This is a genomic window from Lysinibacillus sp. FSL W8-0992, from assembly GCF_038008685.1.
Classification (GTDB): domain Bacteria; phylum Bacillota; class Bacilli; order Bacillales_A; family Planococcaceae; genus Lysinibacillus.
On record NZ_JBBOZQ010000001.1, the window covers coordinates 636,437 to 663,082 of the forward strand.

At 38.7% G+C, this 26,646-nt stretch carries 23 protein-coding genes and 3 tRNA genes; 4 read left to right on the top strand and 22 right to left on the bottom strand.

Annotated elements, in window-relative coordinates; translation table 11 throughout:
* Positions 1-5 precede the first annotated feature (5 nt).
* From pabC to NSQ74_RS03030, 12 genes are all read right to left on the bottom strand, one after another.
* Positions 6-845, bottom strand: a complete 840-nt coding sequence (pabC, locus tag NSQ74_RS02975; protein ID WP_340821423.1) for an aminodeoxychorismate lyase — start codon at positions 843-845, stop codon at positions 6-8.
* Between the two features lies 1 nt (position 846).
* On the bottom strand, positions 847-1,428 hold the full coding sequence (pabA, locus tag NSQ74_RS02980; protein WP_340821424.1) for an aminodeoxychorismate/anthranilate synthase component II: 582 nt from the start codon (positions 1,426-1,428) through the stop codon (positions 847-849).
* Positions 1,425-2,834, bottom strand: coding sequence for an anthranilate synthase component I family protein (locus tag NSQ74_RS02985; RefSeq protein WP_445669052.1), 1,410 nt, complete (start codon positions 2,832-2,834; stop codon positions 1,425-1,427). Before NSQ74_RS02985 ends, pabA begins: the two co-directional genes overlap by 4 nt.
* A gap of 538 nt (positions 2,835-3,372) precedes the next feature.
* Positions 3,373-4,302: a cysteine synthase A gene (cysK, locus tag NSQ74_RS02990; RefSeq protein ID WP_337980132.1), complete on the bottom strand. Its 930-nt coding sequence runs from the start codon at positions 4,300-4,302 to the stop codon at positions 3,373-3,375.
* A gap of 152 nt (positions 4,303-4,454) precedes the next feature.
* Positions 4,455-5,420 carry a peptidyl-prolyl cis-trans isomerase gene (locus NSQ74_RS02995; RefSeq protein WP_340821425.1) on the bottom strand — a complete coding sequence of 322 codons (966 nt, stop codon included), beginning with the start codon at positions 5,418-5,420 and terminating at the stop codon, positions 4,455-4,457.
* The gene (gene hslO, locus NSQ74_RS03000; protein ID WP_340821427.1) at positions 5,404-6,285 is read right to left on the bottom strand and encodes an Hsp33 family molecular chaperone HslO; all 882 of its coding nucleotides are present in this window, start codon (positions 6,283-6,285) and stop codon (positions 5,404-5,406) included. The genes NSQ74_RS02995 and hslO overlap by 17 nt, the downstream gene beginning before the upstream one ends.
* Positions 6,286-6,306: 21 nt before the next feature.
* The gene (locus NSQ74_RS03005; RefSeq protein WP_340821428.1) at positions 6,307-7,074 is read right to left on the bottom strand and encodes a type III pantothenate kinase; all 768 of its coding nucleotides are present in this window, start codon (positions 7,072-7,074) and stop codon (positions 6,307-6,309) included.
* 239 nt (positions 7,075-7,313) lie between these two features.
* Entirely contained in the window at positions 7,314-8,147 is an 834-nt protein-coding gene (locus tag NSQ74_RS03010) for an aldo/keto reductase (RefSeq protein WP_340821429.1), read from the bottom strand.
* A 121-nt stretch (positions 8,148-8,268) separates the two neighbouring features.
* Positions 8,269-10,296 carry an ATP-dependent zinc metalloprotease FtsH gene (gene ftsH / locus NSQ74_RS03015; RefSeq protein ID WP_340821431.1) on the bottom strand — a complete coding sequence of 676 codons (2,028 nt, stop codon included), beginning with the start codon at positions 10,294-10,296 and terminating at the stop codon, positions 8,269-8,271.
* 292 nt (positions 10,297-10,588) lie between these two features.
* Positions 10,589-11,131: a hypoxanthine phosphoribosyltransferase gene (gene hpt / locus NSQ74_RS03020; protein ID WP_228134267.1), complete on the bottom strand. Its 543-nt coding sequence runs from the start codon at positions 11,129-11,131 to the stop codon at positions 10,589-10,591.
* A gap of 69 nt (positions 11,132-11,200) precedes the next feature.
* The gene (gene tilS, locus NSQ74_RS03025; protein ID WP_340821432.1) at positions 11,201-12,607 is read right to left on the bottom strand and encodes a tRNA lysidine(34) synthetase TilS; all 1,407 of its coding nucleotides are present in this window, start codon (positions 12,605-12,607) and stop codon (positions 11,201-11,203) included.
* A gap of 28 nt (positions 12,608-12,635) precedes the next feature.
* Entirely contained in the window at positions 12,636-15,029 is a 2,394-nt protein-coding gene (locus tag NSQ74_RS03030) for a SpoIIE family protein phosphatase (RefSeq protein WP_340821434.1), read from the bottom strand.
* A 371-nt stretch (positions 15,030-15,400) separates the two neighbouring features.
* Here NSQ74_RS03030 and NSQ74_RS03035 point away from each other — a divergent pair.
* The 4 genes from NSQ74_RS03035 (at position 15,401) to NSQ74_RS03050 (ending at position 16,040) form a co-directional block, all read left to right on the top strand.
* A tRNA-Gly gene (locus tag NSQ74_RS03035) sits at positions 15,401-15,475 on the top strand.
* Between the two features lie 10 nt (positions 15,476-15,485).
* A tRNA-Met gene (locus tag NSQ74_RS03040) sits at positions 15,486-15,562 on the top strand.
* Positions 15,563-15,567: 5 nt separating this feature from the next.
* A tRNA-Glu gene (locus tag NSQ74_RS03045) sits at positions 15,568-15,639 on the top strand.
* Positions 15,640-15,791: 152 nt separating this feature from the next.
* A complete protein-coding gene (locus tag NSQ74_RS03050) occupies positions 15,792-16,040 on the top strand; it encodes a hypothetical protein (protein ID WP_340821435.1) in 249 nt (82 codons plus the stop codon).
* A 202-nt stretch (positions 16,041-16,242) separates the two neighbouring features.
* Here NSQ74_RS03050 and NSQ74_RS03055 read toward each other — a convergent pair whose 3' ends face one another.
* The 10 genes from NSQ74_RS03055 to NSQ74_RS03100 all read right to left on the bottom strand — a co-directional run bounded on the left by NSQ74_RS03055 (position 16,243) and on the right by NSQ74_RS03100 (position 26,588).
* A complete protein-coding gene (locus tag NSQ74_RS03055) occupies positions 16,243-16,671 on the bottom strand; it encodes a S1 domain-containing RNA-binding protein (protein WP_219363866.1) in 429 nt (142 codons plus the stop codon).
* Between the two features lie 134 nt (positions 16,672-16,805).
* Entirely contained in the window at positions 16,806-17,210 is a 405-nt protein-coding gene (locus NSQ74_RS03060) for an FtsB family cell division protein (RefSeq protein WP_340821438.1), read from the bottom strand.
* A 16-nt stretch (positions 17,211-17,226) separates the two neighbouring features.
* Positions 17,227-17,718 carry a spore cortex biosynthesis protein YabQ gene (gene yabQ / locus NSQ74_RS03065; RefSeq protein WP_340821440.1) on the bottom strand — a complete coding sequence of 164 codons (492 nt, stop codon included), beginning with the start codon at positions 17,716-17,718 and terminating at the stop codon, positions 17,227-17,229.
* Positions 17,715-18,014, bottom strand: coding sequence for a sporulation protein YabP (gene yabP, locus NSQ74_RS03070; RefSeq protein WP_004229167.1), 300 nt, complete (start codon positions 18,012-18,014; stop codon positions 17,715-17,717). The genes yabQ and yabP overlap by 4 nt, the downstream gene beginning before the upstream one ends.
* 285 nt (positions 18,015-18,299) lie before the next feature.
* Positions 18,300-18,590, bottom strand: coding sequence for an RNA-binding S4 domain-containing protein (locus tag NSQ74_RS03075; protein ID WP_228134262.1), 291 nt, complete (start codon positions 18,588-18,590; stop codon positions 18,300-18,302).
* A 4-nt stretch (positions 18,591-18,594) separates the two neighbouring features.
* Positions 18,595-20,055, bottom strand: a complete 1,461-nt coding sequence (gene mazG / locus NSQ74_RS03080) for a nucleoside triphosphate pyrophosphohydrolase (RefSeq protein ID WP_340821441.1) — start codon at positions 20,053-20,055, stop codon at positions 18,595-18,597.
* A 9-nt stretch (positions 20,056-20,064) separates the two neighbouring features.
* Positions 20,065-21,684, bottom strand: coding sequence for a putative polysaccharide biosynthesis protein (locus tag NSQ74_RS03085; RefSeq protein WP_340821442.1), 1,620 nt, complete (start codon positions 21,682-21,684; stop codon positions 20,065-20,067).
* 161 nt (positions 21,685-21,845) lie between these two features.
* A complete protein-coding gene (gene spoVT, locus NSQ74_RS03090; RefSeq protein WP_107896456.1) occupies positions 21,846-22,382 on the bottom strand; it encodes a stage V sporulation protein T in 537 nt (178 codons plus the stop codon).
* 187 nt (positions 22,383-22,569) lie between these two features.
* Positions 22,570-26,082 (bottom strand): transcription-repair coupling factor, encoded by a 3,513-nt coding sequence (mfd, locus tag NSQ74_RS03095; protein ID WP_340821443.1) that lies wholly within the window; start codon positions 26,080-26,082, stop codon positions 22,570-22,572.
* Positions 26,083-26,360: 278 nt separating this feature from the next.
* The gene (locus tag NSQ74_RS03100; RefSeq protein WP_228134495.1) at positions 26,361-26,588 is read right to left on the bottom strand and encodes an anti-sigma-F factor Fin; all 228 of its coding nucleotides are present in this window, start codon (positions 26,586-26,588) and stop codon (positions 26,361-26,363) included.
* Positions 26,589-26,646 lie beyond the last annotated feature (58 nt).

Here is a 26,646-nt window from a genome sequence, read left to right on the forward strand (position 1 = left end):
TCCTTCTATTCTTGTTCCACTTCTTTGACAAACGCTTCATGTAAACGCAAATAAATAGGTCCTTTATTACCTAATAACTGTATATCTTCTATTCTACAAATGGGAACAAGCTCTTGCACAGAGTTTGTAATAAAACATTCGCTACCTTGTTCCACATCATTTTTAGTAAAAAGACCTTCTTGTACTTCAATTCCAAGTGATTGTGCGCGCTCAATTACCCACGCTCGTATAATCCCTGGCAAAATACCAGCTTCTAATGAAGGCGTATATAGTATATCATCTTTCATCCAGAAAATATTTGATGTGACACCTTCAGCAACATAACCTTCTTCTGTTAAAAAGAAACCTTCCTGTACGGCTAATGAAGGCATTTCAAATCTTCCTAAAACGTTATTGCCATAATGATGTGACTTTACACGATAGACTCCTTCAGGCGTATTGCGTCTTGTCTCTAGCCATTGTGCTGTTTTTTCTTGCCCACGAGGTGCATCAAGTAATTCCTTACGAAAGACAATAACATTTGGTTGCGTATACTCCCTCGGCTGTAACCCAATACCATGCTCACCAGCAGAGACATTTACACGAAAATAACCATCTGTTCCATCCGCCGAAGCATTTAGTTGTTCAAAAACAGCAAGCAAATTCTGCTTTGTATATGGCATGTGAATATGGAATTGCGATAGTGCCGCTTGTAATCTTTCCATATGCGCATCCCAAAATAGCACTTTTCCATTGTAAGTACGAAATGTCTCAAAAAAACCTAACCCATATAAAAAGCCGTGGTCAAATGGTGAGATTCGTAATTCATCCGCCGCTACGTAGTTTCCATTAATCCAGCACTGCATTTTACTTCGCTCCTTGTACGTACAATTCGATAAAATGACGCAGTAGCTTTTTCCCCTGTTCCGTCATAATAGATTCCGGATGATATTGAACACCTTCAATTGGATAGTCTTTATGGCGAATACCCATAATTTCTCCTTCTTCAGTCCATGCAGTTACGTCAAAGCATTCTGGTAATGACTCTTTCTCCACAATAAGGGAATGATAACGTGTTGCTTTAAATGGATTTGGCATACTTGCATGTAGACCTATTTCCGCATGTAAAACGGGAGACGTTTTACCATGCATTAAACGCTCTGCACGAATAACATTACCTCCAAATACTTGAGCAATTGCTTGATGTCCGAGACAAACACCTAAAATAGGAATATTTCCCGCGAAATATCGAATGATGTTTAAACTTTCACCAGCTTCGTTCGGACTACAAGGTCCTGGTGAAATAACAATCATATCTGGCGCAAGTTTTTCAATATCTTCAACTGTTAACGAATCATTTCTTTTCACTATTAACTCATGTCCAAATTCTCCAAAATACTGCACAAGATTATATGTAAAAGAATCATAGTTATCAATCATTAAAATCATTTTGCTCGCTCCTCTGCCATTGCCTTAGCCTGCCACATCGCTTTTGCTTTATTTAAAGACTCTTGGTATTCTCTTTCTGGAACAGAATCTATAACAATACCTGCACCAGCTTGTATATGAGCCATTCCGTCTTTTACAAATGCTGTTCGAATAACAATATTCAATTCCATATCCCCTGTATAGCCTAGCCAGCCAATGGAACCTGTGTATAATCCTCGACATACTGGTTCCAGTTCTTCAATAATTTCCATCGTACGAATTTTAGGTGCCCCCGTAATCGTACCGCCTGGGAACATTGCTCGCACAACATCTGCATTTGTCTTACCGTCAGCTATTTCACCACGTACATTTGACACAATATGCATGACATGTGAATAGCGTTCAATCACCATAAACTCGTCTACTTCAACAGTACCGTATGCTGAAACTCTCCCTAAATCATTACGCTCTAAATCTACAAGCATTACATGCTCAGCTCGTTCTTTCTCGTTATCAATTAATTCTTTCGCCAATGCAATGTCTTCCTCTTCTGACTTTCCTCTCGGACGCGTACCTGCTATTGGTCGTGTTGATAACTCATTACCTTGGCGCTTCACTAACAACTCAGGAGATCCCGACACAACAGCAAACTCAGGCGCTTCAATATATGCCATATATGGTGACGGATTAAACGCACGTAATGCCTCATAAACATCCATTGCAGTAGCATTTAACTTTTTAGATTGACGCACCGATAAATTCACCTGAAACACGTCACCCTGTGCTATATACGTTTGGATTTTTTCCACTGCATCTTCAAAATCTGTTCCTGCGAATGACACAAGTAATTCACTTTCATCATTCACCACTTCAACAGCACTTGTCTTTTCAAATTTCCGTAAATGTAAACCTTCCTGTGCCGCAACTTGCCAAGCTTGTGCGCGCTCTTCTAAATCTACATCACTGTCTGCTAACTTCATAAGCGTCACTTCATTTGTCGTGACATCATGTACCGCCCAACAGTCAAATAAATAAAAATAAATATCTGGCACCATTAAATCATCCGATGCCACTATAGGCAGCTCTTCAATTTTTCGAGCGTAATCGTAAGACACAAAGCCAATTGCACCACCCTGAAAAACTGGTAGCTCATGGTCATAAGTTACTTGATAGGTAGCTACTAATTGTTCTAGTAAATCAAGCGGCTCGCCTGTTAACATTTCACTGTTCCCATTTCTCCACTTCACTAGCAGACCACCTTCAATTGATTGGGCTGTTGCTAAAGGTTGCCAAGCAGCAATCGAATAATGCCCCCCACGTCCACTCTCTAAAAAAACATGGGCTTGTTCATGTTCTATTTGCTTCTTATAGCTATAAAAAAACGCATCTGCGTCCATCTTCATCGTTTTGGTTGATAATGTATTCACGTCGCTATTCCCCTTTGAATCATATGATGTGATTCCATCTTAACTAGAAAAATGAAAAGATGCGAATTTTTTTTGCTAACAAAAAATAACTATAAACACCCCACTTATTACAACCGATTGCAAGCACAATGCAAATACCGTTTAGTAACAACCGCACCGTTTCTTTCACAAAAACGCAAAAATAAAAAGACTCCTTTAATAGGTGTCCCTTTAGAGTATAGACAAACTGTTAATTTCGTTTTCATGCACTCCCTTTCAGCAGGTACGTCTCCAACTATTTTTGGTGGCGCCTGCCGCAAATATTGATTCTCCTGCTGGAGTGTCACACATCCCACAAAACGCAGCGTGCTAAAAATTTCGAGCTGAGTATAAACCTACTTCTTCTGTCTAAAGTCGTTTTCGCAAAAGGACAAACATTTAAGATAAGTCATTTATTTTCGCGCGTCGTCACCGCCGTTCCAAAAAAAGTAGGCAAACTCAATAAATTGAGTTTGCCTACTTTTTGCAAGACTCATAGGTGAGCCTTTTTATATTCAAATTAGTCTTCGAATTGATATAAAGGTGTAGATAGGTAACGCTCACCGTTTGAAGGTACAATTGCAAGCACATTTGAGCCTTTACCTAAACGTTTTGCAGTTTCGATAGCTGCATAAATCGCCGCTCCTGAAGAAATACCGCATAGAATACCTTCTTCACGCGCAACTTTACGAGCTACATCAAACGCAATTTCATTTTCCACAGGAAATACTGATGAATAAACATCTGTATCTAATACTGCAGGCACAAATCCAGCACCAATACCTTGGATTTTATGTGGACCTGGTTGGCCTCCTGAAAGTACTGGAGAGTCTTTCGGCTCAACAGCAATAATTTCGATTTCTGGATATTTCTCTTTTAATACGCTACCAGCACCTGTAATCGTACCACCTGTACCGACGCCAGCAATAAATGCATCCAATTTTAAGCCATCAAATGCTTCTACGATTTCTGGACCTGTAGTTAAACGGTGTACAACCGCGTTAGCTGGGTTTGTGAATTGTTGTGGTAAAAAGTATCCGTGTTCTGCAGATAATTCTTCTGCCTTTGCAATAGCGCCTTTCATACCTGCTGGTCCAGGTGTTAACACTAAATCGGCACCGTATGCACGCAATAGGTTACGGCGCTCTAAACTCATTGTTTCTGGCATTACTAAGATTGCTTTATATCCTTTAGCTGCAGCGATCATTGCTAATCCAATCCCTGTATTACCTGAAGTAGGTTCAATAATAGTGCCACCTGGTTTTAACGTACCGTCTTGTTCAGCAGCTTCGATCATTGCTAACGCTAAACGGTCTTTTACAGAGCTTCCCGGGTTAAAATACTCTAATTTAACATAAACAGTACCTTCGTTCTCACCTGTTGCATGATTTAATTTCACGATTGGTGTTTTACCAACTAATTCAGCTACCGAGTTTGCTAATCTACTCATTTATTAATCCACTCCTAATCCCTACTATTTTTATAGGTTTTACTTATTTTGTATTTTATCAATTTTTTAGTTGAATTGTCAATCAATAAAACTTATATTTTCAGAATATTTATTAGAAGCCAGAAAGTACGATACTCCCTGGCTTCCTTTTATCATTTCTTTGCCTCACCATAATACCAAGTTGCCTTAAACTCCGACCAAAATGCTTCTGGTGTTATAGATTGTTGCAATTGCTCCAACGCAAGCTCTCGTTCGATATGTTCTTTCACATCGTCATATGTAAAGGATTGACCTTCTATTACTTCTTGAACTTGCACAATTCCGTAATGTCCGTTATCTAGCTTAAATGCTTTACTAACCTCATTAGCAGATAAAGCTTTCGCTGCCTTCAAAATAGCTGGATCAATATTGCCCTGCTTTTCAGTTAGGAAACCGATATCTCCACCTAAGCTTGCTGATGCGCTATCAATTGAAATTTCACGTGCAAGCACAGAAAAATCAGAGCCATTTTTCAGTTCACTTAACGCTTCGTCAGCTGCCTTCTTTGAATCCACCTCAATGAAATTCGTGCGATAGCTTGTTTCAGTATTGTATAACGCTTTGTTTTCTTCATAGTATTTTTTTATACTATCTTCTTTAATAACTACATCTTTTGTCAGTACTTTATCTAAAATAAGACCTGAGCGAATTTTCTGTTTTAGCTGCTCAGCTGATAAATTTTGCAATGCTGTATCGAATTTGTCTTGAGCTGAACGCATTAACGCAAGCTCTAAATCAATTTCTTTTTCAGACACTTTTATTTTATATTTATCTGCTGCCTTTTCCATCACTGATTCATTCACTAAATTTTGGAGTGTCTCTTTACCATAGCGTTCTTCCATAGCAATCATCCACTCTTGGCGTGTTATGACATCGCCATCAACGGCAGCGACTTGTTCGTCGCTACCGATTTCCTGACCGTTATTTGGAATTAACCAAGCAATGAACCATAAAAGATTTCCTAATAATAATATGGTAAAAATTATTAAAGCCGGTTTTGTTTTTAAACGGCGTTGCAATAAAGGCGTTTGGTTTGATGTTGAAGATGGTTGTGGTCTACGATTACGCGTTGAGCTCATCAATAAACCCTTCTAATTCTTCTTTTGAGAAATGGTATGTTTCTAAGCAGAAGTGACATTGTGCTTCTGCCTCGCCATCTTCATCGATCATTTCTTGAATTTCCTGTGAACCTAAGCCTAAAATTGCTGCTCCAAATCGCTCTTTTGAACATTGACATTTAAATTCAACCGGCATTGAATCTAAAATTTGGACTTTTCCTTCTCCTAGTACAGCCTCTAAAATTTGCTCTGGTGTAAAACCTTTTTCAATCATTTTTGATACAGGTTCAATTGTTGCTAAATGCTGTTCGATTGCATCAATCGTTTCTTCTTCACAGCCTGGCATAAGCTGAAGAATAAAGCCACCCGCTGCAAGAATTGAATTATCCGGATTTACCAATACGCCTAGTCCTACAGATGAAGGCACCTGCTCAGATGTAGCAAAATAGTAAGTAAAGTCTTCTGCAATTTCGCCAGATACAATAGGTGTTTGTCCAGAGAACATATCACGTAAGCCGAGATCTTTTACAATCGTTAACGCACCTTCTGACCCAACACCAGCTCGTACATCTAATTTGCCTTGTTCGTTCAAGTCAAAATGCACGTGAGGGTTTGTCACAAAACCGCGCACTTCACCACGTGCGTTACTGTCAATCACCATAGGACCGATTGGACCATTGCCTTCGACTTTAATTGTGATTTTCTCTTCACCTTTTAACATAGCTCCCATCATTACACCAGCCGTCATTGAACGACCAAGAGCTGCCGACACAACAGGCCAAGTATTATGACGACGTTGTGCTTCCCCTACTGTTGCAGTTGTACATGCTGCAAAAACACGCACCTGCCCATTGAATCCTAACCCGCGAACTAAATAATCTTTCATAAATGAAAAGTCCCTCTTTTCTTATTGGTTACGTTTATATAATTTATATAAACCTTTTAATGTTAAAAATGGATCAACTACATCTATAGCTTGCGTCTCTCCAGCAATTAAATTTGCTAATCCACCTGTTGCAATAACAAGCGGCTCTTCCTTACTTTGTGCTTTCATGCGATTAACAATGCCCTCAACTTGCCCAACAAAACCATAAAAAATGCCCGCCTGCATCGCAGAAACGGTAGTTTTTCCAACAATATGTGTAGGACGCAGTATTTCAATACGCGGTAACCTAGCTGCCTGCGTATAAAGTGCCTCAGTTGAAATGGAAATTCCCGGTGCAATAGCGCCACCCATGTAATCGCCTTTTTCATTCAAATAACAATATGTTGTCGCTGTACCAAAATCCACAATAATTAACGGCGCTTTATAAGCATCTAGTGCTGCTATAGCGTTTACAATACGATCCGAACCAACCTCGCGAGGATTTTCATATTTAATATTTAATCCTGTTTTTACACCTGGTCCAACTACTAGTGGTTTTTTACGAAAATACTTTTGACACATCGATTCTAATGAAAACATAATTGGTGGTACAACCGAGGATATAATAATGCCAGTAATTTGTTCAAATGAAATGCCTGCATGATTAAAAAAAGCAAGTACTTGCATCGCATATTCGTCTTCTGTTTTACGAAGATCTGTTACCATTCGCCAATGGAAAGCTAGCTGGTCATTGGTATCATAGACTCCCAATACTATATTTGAATTTCCTGCATCCAAAACTAAAATCATGGACGATGCCTCCATATCAAATTCACCTTTATGCCATGTGCTAATTTGCATTTAACATTAGTGCAAATCCACTTCCATGACTAGTCGCTCCTACTTTATTTTAAGAAGGCGCTTCAATGAACGCCAAATAAAGTTTGAACACTTTAGAAAATGATACCACACTTTTAAGTCAATGAAACAGCATTCCTACTTACGATAAAAGGAGCTACTCTACATTTTAGAAGGTAGCTCCTTAATCATTATTTAAAATTAAATTTTTCAGGATCAGGACCACAACGTAGGCCGTCGTTCATTGCATCTAACTGTGCCATTTCCTCATCTGTTAAAGCAAAATCAAAAACATGTAAGTTCTCTGTCATACGTGCTGGTGTCATTGTTTTTGGAATTGTTACAATATCATGCTGAACATCATATCGCAAAACAATTTGCGCTGGTGTTTTACTATATTTACTTGCTAACTGTTGAATCAACTCTTCCTCTAACAATGAACCATTCATTAAAGGTGACCACGCTTCTACTTGAATACCGTGTTCTTTACAGTAGTGACGCACTTCTTCTTGCGTTAAATGAGGGTGGAATTCAATCTGATTGATGACTGGAATAACCGTAGTTTCTTTTAATAAAAGTTCTAAATGATGCACATGGAAATTACTTACACCTATCGAACGAACACGGCCGTCCTGATAAATTTTTTCAAGTGCTTTATATGCCTCAATATAGTTCGTATCTAAGCCTGGCCAATGAATTAAATATAAATCTAAATAATCTAAGCCTAGTTTTTCTAAACTACTATCATATGCGGCAAGTGTCTCTTCATAAGAAAGTCCATCATTCCAAACTTTAGAAGTTACAAAAAGTTCATCGCGCGAAACGAGTCCTTCATCAATTGCTACGCGAATTCCTCGCCCAACACTTTCTTCATTACGGTACACTTGCGCAGTATCTATACTACGGTAACCTTTTGCGATAGCAGTTTTAACAGCCTCAGCCAAATCATCTCCATCTGGCACACGGAAGACACCATAGCCTACTAAAGGCATTTCTAGACCATTGTTCAATGTTACATTTCCCATGTTCAACACTCCAATCCATTATGCAGATGCATAATATACTATTTATATCCTAATGCTTCAAACTAAAAAAAGGCAAAGAAAAAGACTGCTTATGAAAATTCATAAGCAGTCTTTTACGTGATTACTCACGTTTTTCGTCGATTCCTTTTGGAGAATCAGTTTGATCCAAACCTTCTTTTGGTAAATCCGCTGTTGTTGGAGTTGGCGCATCACTTAGCAATTCTTTTTCAAGAACAGGTTTTCCGACTTTTTCTAATGACGGTTGTGCTTCAGCTTTTGGCGCTTCGTCTTCAGCGTTTTCCACCGCTTCCGGTTCTGGCAGGACACCATGATCACGTAAATGCTCAATTTCTTGCGCATTTAATGTTTCTTTTTCCATTAATGTTGTCGCAATTAAATCAAGTAACTGACGGTTTTCTGTCAGAATACGTTTAGTACGTTCATATTGCGTATCGATAATTTTTTGCATTTCTTTATCGATTTCATAAGCAACTGAATCAGAGTAGTTTTGATCTGAATTGAAGTCACGACCAAGGAATACATTCCCTCCTTGACTTGACCCAAACTGCATTGCTCCAAGATTTTCACTCATACCATATTCAGTAACCATAGCGCGCGCAATACTTGTTACCTTTTGGAAGTCATTATGAGCTCCTGTAGATACTTCACCTAGCACAATTTCCTCCGCCACACGACCACCAAGTAGTCCTGCAATACGGTCTAAAAGCTCTTGTTTCGTAGTAAAGAAACGCTCTTCCTTCGGTAACATAATTGCATAACCACCCGCTTGACCGCGTGGTACAATCGTTACTTTATGAACTGTATCCGCTTCATCAAGTTCTAGACCAACTACAACGTGACCAGCTTCATGGAAGGATACAAGTTTTTTCTCTTTTGCTGAGTAAACGCGGCTAGCTTTTGCTGGACCTGCGATTACACGGTCAGATGCCTCATCGATATCTGCCATATTAATCGAACGTTTACTTTTACGAGCAGCTACAAGAGCGGCTTCGTTTAATAAGTTTTCTAAATCGGCACCAGAGAATCCCGGTGTACGTTGTGCTACAGCTGCTAAATCCACTGAATCAGAAAGTGGCTTATTGCGTGCATGCACTTTTAGAATTGCTTCACGACCTTTTACATCAGGATGTCCTACTGTAATTTGACGGTCAAAACGACCTGGACGTAATAACGCTTTATCTAAAATATCTGGACGGTTTGTTGCAGCGATAATAATAATACCTTCGTTCGCACCGAAGCCATCCATTTCAACTAGTAATTGGTTCAATGTTTGCTCACGTTCATCGTGTCCACCACCAAGACCGGCGCCACGTTGACGACCAACAGCATCAATTTCATCAATGAAAATGATACATGGAGCATTTTTCTTTGCATTTTCAAATAAATCACGCACACGCGAAGCACCTACGCCGACAAACATTTCTACGAAGTCAGAACCTGAAATCGAGAAGAATGGAACGCCAGCTTCACCAGCTACTGCACGAGCAAGTAATGTTTTACCTGTACCCGGAGGACCTACAAGTAAGATACCTTTTGGAATACGAGCACCAATTTCAGTGAATTTGCGGTGATCTTTTAAGAAATCTACAACCTCTACAAGCTCCGCTTTCTCTTCATCTGCACCCGCTACATCAGTAAAACGAACTTTTTTCTTTTGGTCATCATAAAGCTTAGCTTTACTTTTACCAAAGCTCATTACTTTATTGCCGCCACCTTGAGATTGACTCATTAGGAAGAAGAATAAGAAGATGATAATGATGAATGGAATAATACCTGTAAAGAACTGTACCCATCCACTCGTTTCTGGTGCTTTCAAGAAATCTATATTGCTATTCTTATCCTTAGCAGCTGCATCGATTCGATCCATCAATGATTGGTTATCACGGGGAAGGTTAACTGTAAAACTTTCGCCTTTTTCATAACCTTTCATGGAACCTTCAACAATATATACTGATTTATCAGGTTGAATTTTTGCTTCTGTAATTTCATTCTTATCAAGAGCTTCTAAAAACTCTGGGTAAGTAATTTCATTCGTCGGTGATTTACCACCGTTGAAAGTACCAAATATACCAATGATCACTAGGAAAATCAGTAAATAGAATATGGTATATCGAAATATTCGATTCATCTCCAGCCTCCTCATTACAAACAGAAAAATTATAAGTAAAATCTTAACATATCATGATTTCATCATACAACGAAAAGCCTTACTTAAAAAAAGTTTCGTTCGAATTTTGTCGAAATCTAAACATATTTATTCCTACTAATTAAAATCCCAGCCTATTTGCACCCGGTGATTCCTTTTTGGCACAGCTTTTGTGTGCCCGTAATTGAATTGTATCTTAACAACACAACACCTATGTCAGCCGCTGGAGGCATTAACTTGTACCCACTCGTAAAATTGAGTGGATATTTAAGCATTAAAACGAATAAACTTCCGGTTTTAAAATACCGATGTATGGTAAGTTGCGGTATTTTTCCGCGTAGTCTAAACCATAACCAACTACAAAGCCATCTGGAACTTTGAAGCCAACATAGTCAGCAGCAAGATTTACTTTTCGTCCTGACGGTTTGTCTAAAAGAGTAACAATTTTGATTGATTTTGCTTTACGATACTTAAATAGATCTACTAAGTAGCTAAGCGTTAATCCGCTATCGATGATGTCCTCGATAATTAATACGTCACGCCCTTCAACACTTGTATTTAAATCCTTTAAAATCTTTACTTCGCCAGATGAAACAGTGGCATTACCATAGCTAGAAACATCCATAAAATCTAGCTCAATAAAAGAATCGAAACGTTTCATCAAGTCTGTCATAAATGGCATCGCACCTTTAAGTACGCCAACAGCTAACGGGAATGAATCTTTATATTCCTCTGTTAATTGGGCACCTAGCACAGCGATTCTTTCTTGCAGTTGTTCTTCAGTAATCATAATTTTTTCGATGTCATTTTGTAACATATCGATTCCTCCTCGTGTTGTTTCAAAAATTTTCAACCTGTATGTAGGTGAAATATTTTACAAAGACCATTAGTCTACGATGAGCACTGTATCATCGCTTGGCTGCGGGGTAGTTGAAAAGTAAATACCCATACGCACACCAATTACCGCTACGACCTCGTCAGATTGAGAAATCAGTAACGGCCAGCTATTTCGCTCATTTAAAGGAATCTTTTCATCTATAAAAAGGCGAGATAAACGTTTGGGCTTATCCATTCCTTTTAACAGCATTCGGTCTCCTTCCTTACGTGCCCTAATATAGAGTGGAAGTGTAAGTTTATTAGCGTTAAAGTAAAAAAGTTGTGCAGAGTCCGTAAGCAATTCAGGTGCTAATTCAGATAGCCGAACGACAGATAGATGAACACCATTTGTCAATATCGTCCCTCCATCAGCAGTCAAAACAAATCCATTTTCAGGATAAATTTCACTTTCTAATGTTTCGCTTTTCTGAATCGTCAATTTGCCATAACGGCGAACTGCTATAAAACCTTCTGGCAAGTGAATTTCAGCATACCCAGATGTTGTTTCACAAAGCTTTGAAAGCGAAGTTAAGATAGCATAACTTTGTATCGTATTTGAATCTTTGTAAAGATAGTTTAATAGTATTAAAATGAGCCTCCTTTGTAAAGCAGGTGCTACCATTTCAAACGTTTCTATCTCCATACTATACATATTTCCATTGTATAATTTTACTGTTTTTGAAAATATGTCTTGCGCAAGTGTCATTAAGTACGCATCATCCTCTTGTAAATGCTTTGTAAAACGACTCGTCTGCTCAGCTACCCGTGGGTTTTCCGCTTCCAATAGTGGTACTACGTGGTGTCTAAAGCGATTTCTTACGTAGGAATCTTTCGTATTGCTCGCGTCTTCACGATAATTCAAGCCTTGCTTCTGTAAATATTCCCTTATTTCGGACTTTGTAACCGTTAAAAACGGACGAATTAATGATTTTCCTTCAAAAAAACGCTGTGAGCGAATACCTTGCATACTATTCATCGTGGCATTTTTCGTCAGGGCCATTAATACTGACTCCAGTTGGTCGTCCGCATGATGTGCAGTTACAAGCTTGGTTGCCTTCGTTGTATGTATGATCTCTCCAAAATAACGATAACGTTCTCTACGACAAATCAGCTGTGAGTTGCCATTTTCTGACGCTATAATTTCTGGAATTGGAATCGCTGTTGAATGCAAGACAATACCATATTTATCACAATAGTTTTGCACAAAAGCTCGATCCTCAGCTGATGCCTCACCCCTTAACATATGATCGACATGCACTGCCTCGATTTCAATCCCCCATTGTTCTTTTGTTTTAACAAAGTAATGGAGTAATGCCATTGAATCTACACCACCCGAAACGGCGATGAGAAGATGATCGTCTTGCTGTAGTAATTGCTCTTCATCAATAAATTGTTTAACTTTTAATTCAAATGACAAACGCTTCTCCTCCCCTTTTCGTTTTCTGTTATGACGATTTACTCATGGAATATTGAACCGGTTTAAATACCGCCCATGTTGGTACGACGTGGGTAACTTCTAACATCAACACTGTACAGTCATCTTCTATTTCATAATACGTCTGGAAGGACTGCATAATGGTTGTTAATTTATCTTGGATTGTTTTATTTGTGCTTGCTACCTGTTGTGCGAACGCTAAAAATGCTTCTTCCTGTTCATCCCAATCGGCAACACTTGAAAACAGACCATCTGAATGCATAAGAATGACGTCGCCTGCCTTAAGCTTTCTTTTTTCAGCCTCAACCGCTGAAATCGACAAAAAGCCGACTGGCGCTGCGTTACTTTCTACTTTCAACACCTCTTTACCTCGTAAAATATAGGTGGACATTCCCCCCGCCTTCCACGACCATAAATCACCATGTTGTAAATCCACTAGAGCAAAATCAAGTGTTGCATACATATCATCTTGTTGTTTAAGTGACATCACATAATGCAATGTATGCATAGCAGTCTCGGGATTCATATTAAAATTCAAACATTCCCGCATTAAATGAATCAATTTTCTACTCTCATGCTGTGCTTCTTTACTCTGACCCATACCATCGGACAATAATATTGCAAATAGCCCTGGATGCAGTTGAAACAGCGCATGGGAGTCACCAGAGTAGAGTGTTGCATCTTTTGACATGCTATATATATCATACTCTACTTCAAAGCTAATAGCTGACCTAAAGCTTACTTGTATGTGACGAAATGGTACATCACACTCAACTACTTTTTCAATTTCAAATGGTTCATCAAAAATATCGTATAAAATTGGTAAAATCATACGTTCAGCCAATGTCGTATCCTCTTCCCAATCGACACGTGCAGGTGCTAATGCACACACTATTTTTCGCGCTCCTGCCTTATTGCTCAGCACATCAAGTTGAAAACATTCTATATGGGCATCCTTCAATCGTTGTACAATATCCTTCTCCACACTAACGAATGAGATCGTTTCTTCTTTCATCTCAGCGATGAGCTGATTAAGGTGATTACTCATATCACGTAGCTGTAGCGCAATCATTTTTTTACCATGAAAATACTGGCCATTAATACGCTCTCTATAAAGTTCAGTATCTAACTCCTCGAATATTTTCGTTGATTTAACACATTTATAACGTATTTGTTCTTCCACTCGGTGGATAGCTGATTCCTTCCCTACCCCTTTCATATGAAACCAATCCGTCATAAGCTTGTCCATGCCATTATTTTGTGCCCCCCAGCACCGATCATGGCGAAAACAGCTTAAACATGTATTCATAGGGGCTACTTCCTCTTTCACCGCTACAGGGGCTGTCATAAAGCGTTCAAAGACTAGCTCTTTCATGAAATGAACAAAGTGTTGAAAGTGCTCTAGCTTAAATGTAACATGCTCTGTCAACCAATGCTGCCTTGCTAATAACACTTCTTCCCGTTTTGGAAAAAGCTTATTCCGTACTTTATCTGAATAGCTTTTAGGAATAACTAAAAAAATAATACTGCCTATAGCAATTGAAGTGAAATACACGCTATCTAAAGGCAATGTTGCATCATAAAATAAAAAAAACACACTTGGCAAGATACTACCGATTGCCACACCAAATCTTCCTGCACGTGCTCCCATACCTGCACAAAGACCTGTTAAAGTAGCTACTGATAGCATCCCTGTAAACGATAGCTTGGCCACCCCGATAAGCGTTCCGAGTATCGCTCCTATAACTGTCGCTAGTGGCACACTTCCTACAAATGCACCAAAACAAATTAGTAGTTGCAATAAAAAAATTGGCAATGAAAAATAGCTAATGACGACCGCTTGCATTCCTGTTAGCATAGCTGCAAATACAACTAGTGCTGAGCCAAGCCGTTCATATGTCCAATTGCTTGTAAACCACTCATATGAGTTGACGAAAAGCACTTGCATAAATAACGTCATAATAAGTGCTAATGCTACCTCACACCCTACATAAAATTGCACAAGCACCGGCGGAAGACCTTGGTACATGATGCCCTGCCACAATACTTGCACGCTTAGTACAGCAAGAGAAACGGCAATGCTTTGAGGGAGTCGCCAATATCGGAAACGCATTATACACTCGTACATGCCTATTTGTAATGCTAGAATGAGGACTTGTCCAAAACCTAGGAAATAGCAGCCTATTAAACCGCCAAATAATACGAATTTCGCATACTCTTTATACTTACTGCGAATTATCGCCCAAAAAGGTACAGAGAAAGGTACAGCTGCTTCAAACACAACAGATTGAGCTAAAAAGAAGGATGTTAAAAAAAATAGGGAACCTATAAATAATTGCCTTTTTCTCGCCCCCGATTTTTGGTCGTCTACATTCGCTGTTTCATACCATTCAACACTAGTCATTTCATAATCCCCTTTCTACACTTTTTCGTTATTATAAGAAATTATGTGTGGAAAGATTGTCTGACGATGGCAAAAAAAAATATAAACATTTCGACGAATACATATGCATAAATACGATAAATGTCAGTAACTACTAAAAAAATGGGTAGCTGTACATGTTTGCAGTAATTATTTTTCGCAATATTCCACTATTAACTGTATTTATGGTACTAATGTCAATTTTCGCGTTCAAATTATTCATTTCTTTGTCTTTTCATTAAGCTAATACACGTTTTTTCAACTTTATTAGATTTTTATTAAACTTTTTTTATAAAGATATTGACACTTTGTTTAATGGATTGTATTATTTAACTTGTCCTTTAAAAAGACATGCGGAAGTAGTTCAGTGGTAGAACACCACCTTGCCAAGGTGGGGGTCGCGAGTTCGAACCTCGTCTTCCGCTCCAATAATATTTTGGCGGCCTAGCTCAGCTGGCTAGAGCGTACGGTTCATACCCGTAAGGTCGGGGGTTCGATCCCCTCGGCCGCCACCATAATTGGCCCCTTGGTCAAGCGGTTAAGACACCGCCCTTTCACGGCGGTAACACGGGTTCGAATCCCGTAGGGGTCATACATGTAAAAACGTCTCAGATGTACATCTGAGACGTTTTTTTATTGTTTCGGACATAGTAATAAGTATCGTTAGCATTTTAGTATGCTTACCTTCTCAAAATATGGCATACTTATTATAAAATGCACATGTTACTAGGAGGTTCACTGTCTTTGGGTTCATTAACTAAAGCTGCTTTAACATGCGGGAGTGGCTCAATGATCATTCTCGTATCAATACTTATCAACTTACCCTTTGCCATTCAAATTTTCTTACTTCTTGCAGGTCTCATCATAAGCGTATATGGTGTGTACTTACTCGTAAAAATGGTGACTAATCCTGTAGAGAAAACACCTGAAACAACATCGGAGCAGCCTGTGTCAGCTCCAAAGAAGAAAAAAGGACCGACTTCAACTTTATAGGTACGCCCTATCCAAAATCGTACTTCACCACGTAATTTCAACTACATGAAATTACGTTTTTTAATTCCAGTAATACTAACTGCCCTTTAGCTACTGTATCGAATTTGTGCTTACAAACAAAAAAGATTAGCCTTTGTTATAAACAAAAGCTAATCCCCGTTCTATTTAATACACTTTTTCTACGATTAAAACAGTCAGCAAACTACCCTCTTCTAGCCCCGCGACCACCACGTTTTGACTCTGTAGCACGTTTTAATGTTGCTAGACGTTCATCACTATCTTTTAAGAAACGTGCCATTTTTTGCTCAAAGTTTTCCTTCGGCTGATGGCGTTCGTTACGATCATTAGAACGATTGTCACGACGCGGACGTTGAGGACGCTCTGGTCTCTCAACTTGAGGCTTTGCTTTACGGATTGAAAGACCAATCTTTCCATCCGCTTCAACATTCATCACTTTTACTTCAACTTCATCTCCAACTTTTAGATGCTCATTGATATCTTTTACATAATTGTCAGCAACTTCACTGATGTGTACTAAGCCTGTTTTGCCGTCTGGCAGCTCAACGAATGCTCCAAAATTTGTGATTCCTGTTACTTTACCTTGTACCTTGCTGCCTACTTCAATTGACATAAAAAAAATGCTCCTCCTTAAAAATTAAGCGACTCTTTTGAGCCATGTAATCAATTTAATCAAACTTTTTACTTCAATAAGTTTCTCTTTTCATTATATATAACTAAAAAAGTGTGTCAACAATACATAGCTTTTCAGTCGTCTTTTTTATCTTCCTTATCAGGAATAATGAAAATAATTTCACCTTCTTCTGATAGGAAGTACTCTTTGCGTAAAAGCTTTGCAATATACTCATCATCTTCTAATTGTTTAATCTTAAGATTTAACGAATCCTGCTCATCTTTTACCTTTACCAAATGCTGAGTTGCCTCTTGTTTTTTCTTTTCTTTTTCAGCTAGCGTCTCAGATTGATGGACTAGAATATTTATGAGGAAGGCGATAATGACGACTGGCACAATCGCAAAAAAAACAATACGGCGCATTTTTCGTTTACGCGATTGCACTTTACGATTCATAGCTTTATCCGTGTTACGGACATAGTCATTATCAAGCTTTGTGTAGTTTTGTTGTTCATCTTTTGATGAATGACGTTTAGTCATGCCCGCACCTCCGAAGTTATTGTTGTCTTTTATTATACTTGATATATCGAAATTTTTTTAATAAAGTGTAGGACAAATACGAATAAATTTTGACAAAAGGTCTTAAGACGAATGCACCAATTTTCATTAATATGTGTAGGATTTGTCGAATAATAGCGATTATTAAACGTACGATAAACCAAAATGGTTTCCATGTTATATTCACTATTATACGTGCAATGAAACGTAAAAAGGTTTGAAAAAAGGTTTGATATAAAAATATACCAGCAATCTGCGCAAGCGGGTCGTAAGCCCGCCATGCGCCATCTTTTAACCAAAACAATAAATAATACGTTAACCCTCCGAGCAGAATCCAAGTCAACAATTCTAAAACCATCATCCACTTTCGGAGGCTTGACCTTTTTGGAGTTGAAAAAACAATGAGCCTTACACTATCAATAATAAATCCAACTGCGATACCGCTCACAACCATGACTAATAGCTGAACGAATTGCTGACTAACAATCATCCAAACAATTTATGAAGGAAACCTTTCGAGAAGCCACTTTCCTCCTCGTCATACTGCAAGGTTTTTACAGTTCCTTCAAGCGTCAATAACCCTTTGTCAACATCTAAGTGAACGATATGCAGTTCCTCTCCACGAATCAATAAATGCCCTTGGGACGTCTTAATAAAAAACTCTTCCTGATCAAAGCGTTCAATTGATTTTACAGAAGTCATGTCCATTCTTTTACGATTACGAATCGTTAAAATATGTTCTCCAGATGGAATTGTGTAACGATTACTTTCTTGATGTAGCGTCATTTTTTTCCTCCTTTAGTCGTCCTAGCTTCTGTTCACTTTATGCGGACAACCTTAAAAGCATGACAAACTTTATGAAAGTTGCCTTACTTTTATTAAGAAAAAATTTTTAACGTTACTAGCAAATCAATTACAACTCAGTATAATTGCGCTCAGATTTTTTCGAGCACAATTAAAATTTGAAACACCTGCAGGAATCTTTAACTTGGTTCAGCCAGCGTTTAAACCCTAAGAAATCCGTATTGGCGTTTATCCCCATAGTGAACTTCTGCTGAAACAAAGTGAAAATTAGTCTTCGTCATCAATAAATTCAGGCTCAACCTTTTCAAGACGCTCTTCTTTTAATATTGTAAACATCTTTGCTGCATCTTCTTTTTTTACAGTGTCACGTAACTCTTCCACGCGAGCTGTGACAATTTTTTGGCCAAAACGAATAGCTAGTTCATCGCCAGCCTTCACACTACTACTAGCCTTCGCTACTTTACTATTAATTGTGATACGACCTTGGTCAGCGACTTCTTTTGCTAACGTACGTCGTTTTATTAATCGTGAAACTTTTAAATATTTATCTAATCGCATATTATTACTCCTTCTCAAGTTGCTTTGCTTCATGCCAAAAAGCATCTAATTGTTCCAGTGTATAATCTGAAAATGGCTTACCACTAGCTTTTACTTTCGCTTCAACATAGCCAAAGCGTCTTGCAAACTTCTCATTTGCATGCAACATGGCCTCTTCGGGTGATAGCTTGTAAAAGCGAGCTAAATTAACGAGCGTAAATAACACATCTCCAAATTCATCGAGACGCGTCATATTAGACCCTTTCGCCACTTCATGACGGAATTCCTGCCACTCTTCTGCAAACTTATCCCATGCGCCATCTACATTTGGCCAATCAAAACCAACTTTAGCTGCCCTTTTTTGATAATTGTACGCTGTTTGCAGTGCAGATGACGCACGATATTCCTCTTCCAATAACGGCTTGTCACTAATCCCTTTTTCTTCAGCCTTGATTGCTTCCCAATTGACAATGACACCATCAGCATCTTCAACTGTGACATCTCCAAATACATGAGGATGACGACGAATCATTTTCTCACTAATTGAAGCTAAAACATCCTCTAATGTGAAGTAGCCTTGATCTTCTCCAATTTGCGCATGTAGAAATACTTGTAATAACACATCCCCAAGCTCTTCAATCATCGCAAAATCATCTTCTGCATCTACAGCGGCTAAATATTCATGTGCTTCCTCTAGTAAATATTTCTTTAACGATTCATGTGTTTGCTTTTGATCCCACGGACACCCATTTGGTCCACGCAAAGTAGCAATAATTTGGCGGAAAGTTGCCCAATCACGTAATGCTTCCTCTTGAGAAGTCACAGGAGGTACATAAACCGTTGTTAAATTATTTACCTCAACACTTTGGTCAAGCTCATATAGCGGAACGGTCACTAGCTTTTCTTGAGAGGAACCCGCTGCTGTAACGACCGTTACTGGATATTCATCATCATATTTCTCCATCAATGTCAGCTTCACTTCCGACGCGCTGAATGTATCATACACTTGTGCAATTAAAATGTGCTGGCGCATATTAATGTCATGCATCGAAAAGCTTGTGCCATCTAGTAATTGAAAGCCCTCAATTGGGTCAATTTTTAAAGCACCAAAAATAGGGTCTAAAAAGCTCTGACCACCTTCTATTACTACATTGACCTTTTCTTCTTGCGCTGCTCGAATAAGAAGCTGCACCGTTTGCTCTGCAACAAGCGGATGACCAGGTACAGCGTACATCACGTCTCCCATTGCAGTAGCCTCGATTAATCTTTGCGCAATTTCTTCATACACCGGCTGGAATGTACTATGCTTCTCATATACAGCGTCAAAGCTTTCAAATTGTAAGCCTTCGTTAGCTAACTCCTCTAATACAGGGTGATCAACCGTCCGGACAAACAACTTCTTTGCCGCTATTAATTTTTTATAAACGCCCATTTGCAACTGATTGAAATCACCAGCGCCAAGGCCAATTATCGTTAATGTATTCAATAACTCCACCTACTTCTTTCTATTTAACCATAGTTGATAAACAGCCATTCTACGACCAAAAGGTAGTAAATACCATTCTTTTTCAGCAAGTACTCGTAGTTTTGCAATGCAAGTAATCATCACTATTGCGCCAATACAAACCGCACTGAAGCCAGCAACCACAGCGACAAGGCGTTCAGATAAAAATCCATTTAACAAAGCTGGGATAAATTGAAGCCAAAGGATTACTACCACTGACATACATAATGAGGCAATGCCAAGCTTTTGATAAAAGCTTGCAGGTGCCAATTGAATGCCTGTAATTTTCTTTAAGTACAGCACGAGCGCTAATGCTGTGAACAAAAGTCCCACATTATTAGCAACAGCAGCGCCTAGAACACCAAACGGTGCAATTGTGAAGACATTTAGTAACACTTTTAATAAAAAACCTACAAATAAAAACAGAGCTGGCATTTTTAATTTCCCAAAACCTTGCAAAATAGCTGTAAATGTCAAAATAATTGACAACGGTACAATTTGTAAAACATATAACATAAGTACTTCTGATAGTGCATCTGTTTTAAATAGCATGGCATTAATATAAGGCATGACTAGTATTAGCCCTAGTGAAGCTGCCCAGCCAAACAATACGGAGGCCCTATACGTAAGCTGTATAAACGGCATCGCACTGCGCCCATTTTGCTTGTTAGACATATGTGCAACAAGTGGCACAATAGCAAGCGATAATGATGCTGCAATGACAACCCCTAATTGCACCAATGGTTGTCCGCGGTCATAAATACCTTTTGTTTCCTTAGCTAATGTCTCGTCCATTCCGCTATCTATGAGTAGCGAAAAAATAGTAAATGAATCGACAAGCTGATAGCCAAGCAATAACAAGCTACTCATACTCACACTTAAACTAAGCAATGTCACCTCTTTTAACACAGGAAAGCTTGCTATTCGTTGTTGTTGTTTGCCAATAAAAGAACCAAAGCGTTTTTTAAAAAGAAACGCAATTAATAATAAGCCAACTACTTCTCCGACGACCGTCCCAATTATAGCCATTTGTCCTGCCCCATAGAGGGACTTTGTCGTTGTCATAATTATAAACGTACCAGCTAATATAACGGAAACTCTTACCGTTTGCTCCAGTACTTGTGCATAAGCAATTGGCTCCATAATCCCTCTCGATTGAAAGCCACCCTTAAAAATAGCAAGTGCAGGCATTACTAATACAATAAAAGATCCTGTGCGTAGTAATAGCGCAAGATTGGCATCACCCATCATTTTCGCAAGTACATCTGCCCCAGCAAATAAAACACCAAAAAACACAAAGGAAAGTACTGTTAAATAACGAAAAATAATCCGCATAATGCTTCGTCTTTTCTGTGTACGTTCTTCCTCATCTACAATACAATCATTATCTGCAAGCATTTTTGAAATAGCTACCGCAAAACCGCTTGATGTCCATACTACAAAGATGGATATTACAGGATACACTTGTTGATAAATGTAAAATCCTTCGTCACCAACTAGATTTTGAAAAGGTACACGATAAATTGCGCTTAAAACTTTCACAATGAGGGCTGCAATGGTTAGTAATGCCGCGCCCTTCATGTAACTTTTCATACCAAATCGTTCCGACATAAATTGTCCTCTTTCCTTCATTTAACAATGCCAATAGTATAGCATACCTCAAAAGTATGACGCTCACGTTAACACTGTCTCCGCTATCGGTACAGCATTATGTATACAAAAAAAGTTATTGTTCACCCTAAAAGAGTCATGACAATAACTTTCGATGTTCATCAATTATTCATTTGTTTTGCTAAGAAATTAGCTGCTGTTTCCACTACTTTTACTTCTACTTCGCCAACAAAATGTACTTTAGATAAAACAATGATACAACCAATTGGATCACCATTCACCATGATTGGTGTTGCACAATATGATTTAACTTGTTCATATTGTCCAGGAACAATTTCAATAGTTGTTTCCATTTTCTCAATTTTTGTTGAGCGTTCGTCCATAAATCCTTCTGCAAAAGATGTAATACGGCGATTAATATATTCTTTCTTGCCAATCCCTGCAACAGCGATTACTTCGTCTCGGTCTGTTACAAACGCTGGAGTACCTAGCGTTTCATACAATGTTTCTACATACTCACGTGCGAATTCTCCTAAATCATTAATTGGAGAATACTTTTTCAAAATGATTTCACCTTCACGGTCCGTATAAATTTCTAACGGGTCACCTTCGCGAATACGTAGCGTTCTACGAATTTCTTTCGGTATTACCACACGTCCTAAATCATCTATACGACGAACAATTCCTGTTGCTTTCATGCTAAACTGCCTCGCTTTCGTATTCATTAAAATTTTTCTACAACAATAGTATGGTTTTTCTCAAGACAATCTATGCAAAAAATGAACGAAAAGGATTTTGAATCCAACATTATTTTTTTTAATAAAAATTTGTCTTTTCATACAATAAGGCTGAACTTGCCAATTTGTCAACAAGTTCAGCCTTTTTTCACATATTTTTTTTCGATTTTGCAATAATCTGCATTATTTCTTCTAATATATCAAAATGATGGTATTTATTGCATTTACGCTCATCAATTGTCAATATCAACTGCATACTATCCATACCGAAGCCAACAGCTCGCTCAAATTTCATCGTTTCAGTTACAATTTTACTACCATCTACTTTTGCAGAACCCTCTTCAGATATCAAAATAGAGATAACCTTTTGCTTTTCTTTAATAGAGGAAACGCCCATTTCTAAGCCCCAAATTTTCATACGTGCAATTCGCAGTAAACGTTCTGTTTCAATTGGTAAATCACCGAAACGGTCTTGCAATTCTTCAATAATTTCTTCGTATTCATCCACTTGGTCCATCGCTTTAATGCGTTTATACATTTGAATTTTTTGATAGCCATCTGGAATATACGTATCAGGAATATAAGCATCGATGTTCAGTAAAATTTCTATCTCTGGCTTATCCTCTTTTTTCACGCCAGTTTGTCGTTCTGCAATGGCCTCTTCTAGCATTTGCGAGTACAAGTCAAAGCCAACAGAATCAATAAAGCCATGTTGCTGTGCACCTAATAAATTACCAGCTCCACGAATCGATAAATCACGCATCGCAATTTTAAAACCAGATCCGAGCTCCGTAAACTCTTTAATAGCTTGTAGTCGTTGCTCCGCTACATCTGTGAGTACTTTATCACGCTGATACATAAAGTAGGCATACGCTACTCGATTTGATCGCCCTACACGACCTCGTAATTGATACAGTTGGGCTAAACCCATTCGATCTGCGTCATGGACAATAAGCGTGTTGACATTAGGAATATCTACTCCAGTCTCGATAATTGTCGTCGTAACAAGAACATCATAATCCCCTTCAATAAATGCTAAAATGACAGATTCTAATTGTGATTCAGTCATTTTACCGTGTGCATGTCCGATACGCGCTTCAGGGACAAGCGTTTGAATCTCATCAACCTTCCGTGCCATATCCTCCACTCGATTGTATAAGTAAAATACTTGGCCACCACGTGCCATTTCACGCTCAATTGCTTCTCGTACTAGTGCACCGCTATGCTCCATAACATAAGTTTGCACAGGGAAACGGTTTGCAGGAGGCGTTTCAATAACCGATAAATCACGTACACCAACCATCGACATATGCAGCGTTCTTGGAATAGGTGTTGCTGTTAAAGTTAACACGTCAACATTTGTTTTCAGCTGTTTAATTTTTTCCTTATGTGTAACACCAAAGCGCTGTTCCTCATCTACAATGAGTAGACCAAGATCTTGGAACGTTAAATCTTTAGATAAAATTCGATGAGTTCCTATTACAATATCAACTTGCCCGTCTTTTAAACCTTTTAATGTCGCTACTTGCTCTTTTTTCGTGCGGAAGCGAGATAGTAGACCAACATTAATTGCAAAGTCCTGGAATCTCTCGCGGATTGTCTCGTAGTGCTGCTGCGCTAAAATCGTCGTAGGTACGAGGAAGGCAACTTGCTTACCATCTTGAATGGCTTTAAATGCCGCACGAATGGCAACTTCTGTTTTGCCATATCCTACGTCGCCACATACTAGGCGATCCATTGGGCGTTCTCGTTCCATATCACGTTTTACTTCAATAATCGAACGTAGCTGATCTTCTGTTTCTTCATAAGGGAATGATGTCTCAAAATTACGTTGATCATCATTATCAGGCGCAAAAGCATGCCCTTTTTCCGCTTCACGCTTAGCATAGAGTTTAATTAAATCATCTGCAATATCTTGAACGGCAGAGGAAACCTTTGCTTTAGCTTTTTTCCACTCCGCTCCACCTAATTTATGTAGCTTCGGTTCGCGATCTTCAGATGCCACATATTTTTGAATTAAATCGATTTGCTCCACAGGCACATATAATTTATCATCTGCGCGATATCGTATGTGCAAATAATCTTTATGTGTCCCATTGACTACTAGTGTTTCTACACCGATATATTTCCCAATCCCATGGTGCACGTGCACGACATAGTCGCCCGGCTTAATTTCTGTATAGCTTTTAATACGCTCTGCATTTGTCATTTTTTGAGGGCGTGATTTTTTCTTTGCTTGCTGTTTAAATAATTCATCCTCTGTTACGACTGCCAAACGCTGCAAAGGCAATTCAAATCCGCTTGATAATCCGCCTTCTACAATATAGAGACCAGACTCAGTCGGCTCCCCAATCGTTGCATGAATATCGTATTCCTCAAGCATTTGCTGTACACGTTTCACGCGGTTTTTATCCCTAGCTACGATAAGCACTGTAAATTTACCGAGCTGCCAGCGTTCAACTTCATTTTGTAATAACGCCATTTGCCCGTGGAATTGCTGCATCGGCTTACATGAAAAATTAGTTGTCTTATTAAAGGTAATACCAGCAAACGTACGTGAAAATAATGAGAAATATAGCTTCTGCTGTGACAGCATAGCCATTATCTCCTTTAAAGAAAAGGCTGGCTTCACATCGTGTACCATTTTCCCCTCTTCAATCAGTGATAAAAACCACTCTTCTTCTTCACGCTCCCATGCATCCATTACTTCCTGAATGCGGCCAAGCTCATCAAATAATACGATGCCATCCTGTGCAAAATAATCACCTAAATATGCCGTTTTATCATATAACAACGAGCCATATTTATTAACGAAATCTGGGAGGTTTCCTTGTTGCAACAGTTCAATATCGTATTGAATATGTTGATACAGAAGCTCTTTCGTCTCCTGTTTCTTTACTTTTTTCAAGCTTGTCGCTAATGCAATTTCTAAACGACCTGCTAAAGCTATTCGTTCTTCCTTTGTCAAAATTACTTCTGACGCAGGTAAAATACGAACTTTTTGTAATTTATCTATTGAACGCTGATCATCTGCAGAAAACGTACGAATCGAGTCTACTTCCGTATCAAATAACTCGATTCGAATAGGTGCCTCTAAATACGGAGGATATATATCTAAAATGCCTCCACGCAACGCAAATTCACCAGGCGTCGTTACCATTGAGTTACGGACATATCCCATCGCTACAAGCGTTTGGAGCCATTCCTCTATTTGTACTTCCTCGCCTACGGCAGTCTGTAAAAAATAATGTATCCAATGTTCTTTCGGGGGCATCATTTTCCGCAAGCCAGCAATAGGTATAATGTAAACGGCTTTTTCACCTCTCGCTAAACAATCAAGCGTTGCGATACGCTCTGCTCGAAGCTCCGGAGAGGCTACTGATAAGTCTGCAGCAATAAACTCATCTGCTGGGTAATAGTGGACATATTCCTCTCCTAATAACCCTACAAGCTCATCCGCCATTTTTTGTGCCTGCAATAGATTGGGCGACACAATATAAATTGGTTTTTGTACATGGTCAAATAACGCATCGACCATAATTGGCCGTGCGCTTCCTGTTAAACCTGTAATGAGCTGAGATGCTGTATTGCCGCTCTGAATCTCCTGTAAAAATGATGTGATATGTTTGTCCTGCGACACAATCTGTCGTAAAACTTCCACAGTCAAAAGCTCCTTTCAGCGCGAAAATTCTAATTATTCAATGTGCCTCATACTATCAATCTAGTACAATATTACACATTTCATTTGTCTAATTATCAAGTTCACCTTTGTGTAATTGTCCTAGTCATTAAACTCTCGGTATAGAAAACATAATGCGCTACTATACATCATGTTTATTATCCTTGCATTACTATTGAAAGCAGCGTATATTTCTACTTCAAAAAATAAAAACGGAAAAAGCTTTGAACGCACGCAATGTGCGCCAAAGCATCCTTCCATTATTGAATCCATTTATTGAGTGCGTGATAATCTGGATATTGTCTAAGCGAATCCTCACATTGCTCACAAATGCAGTGTACAGTCGTTTGCCCATGTTGATCCTTTTCAACATAATCATCTGCCTCACCTAATTCGAAAATATGCAACTTTCGAATTGTATCATCTGCATCAAATGGTAGTGTTCCTATTTCTACTTCACAATGCCTACAACGGTAGCGAATTGCCATCTCCAAATCATCCTCCTTTAAGCAACTTACTACTTAAAGTATAGACATTTTGGAAAGA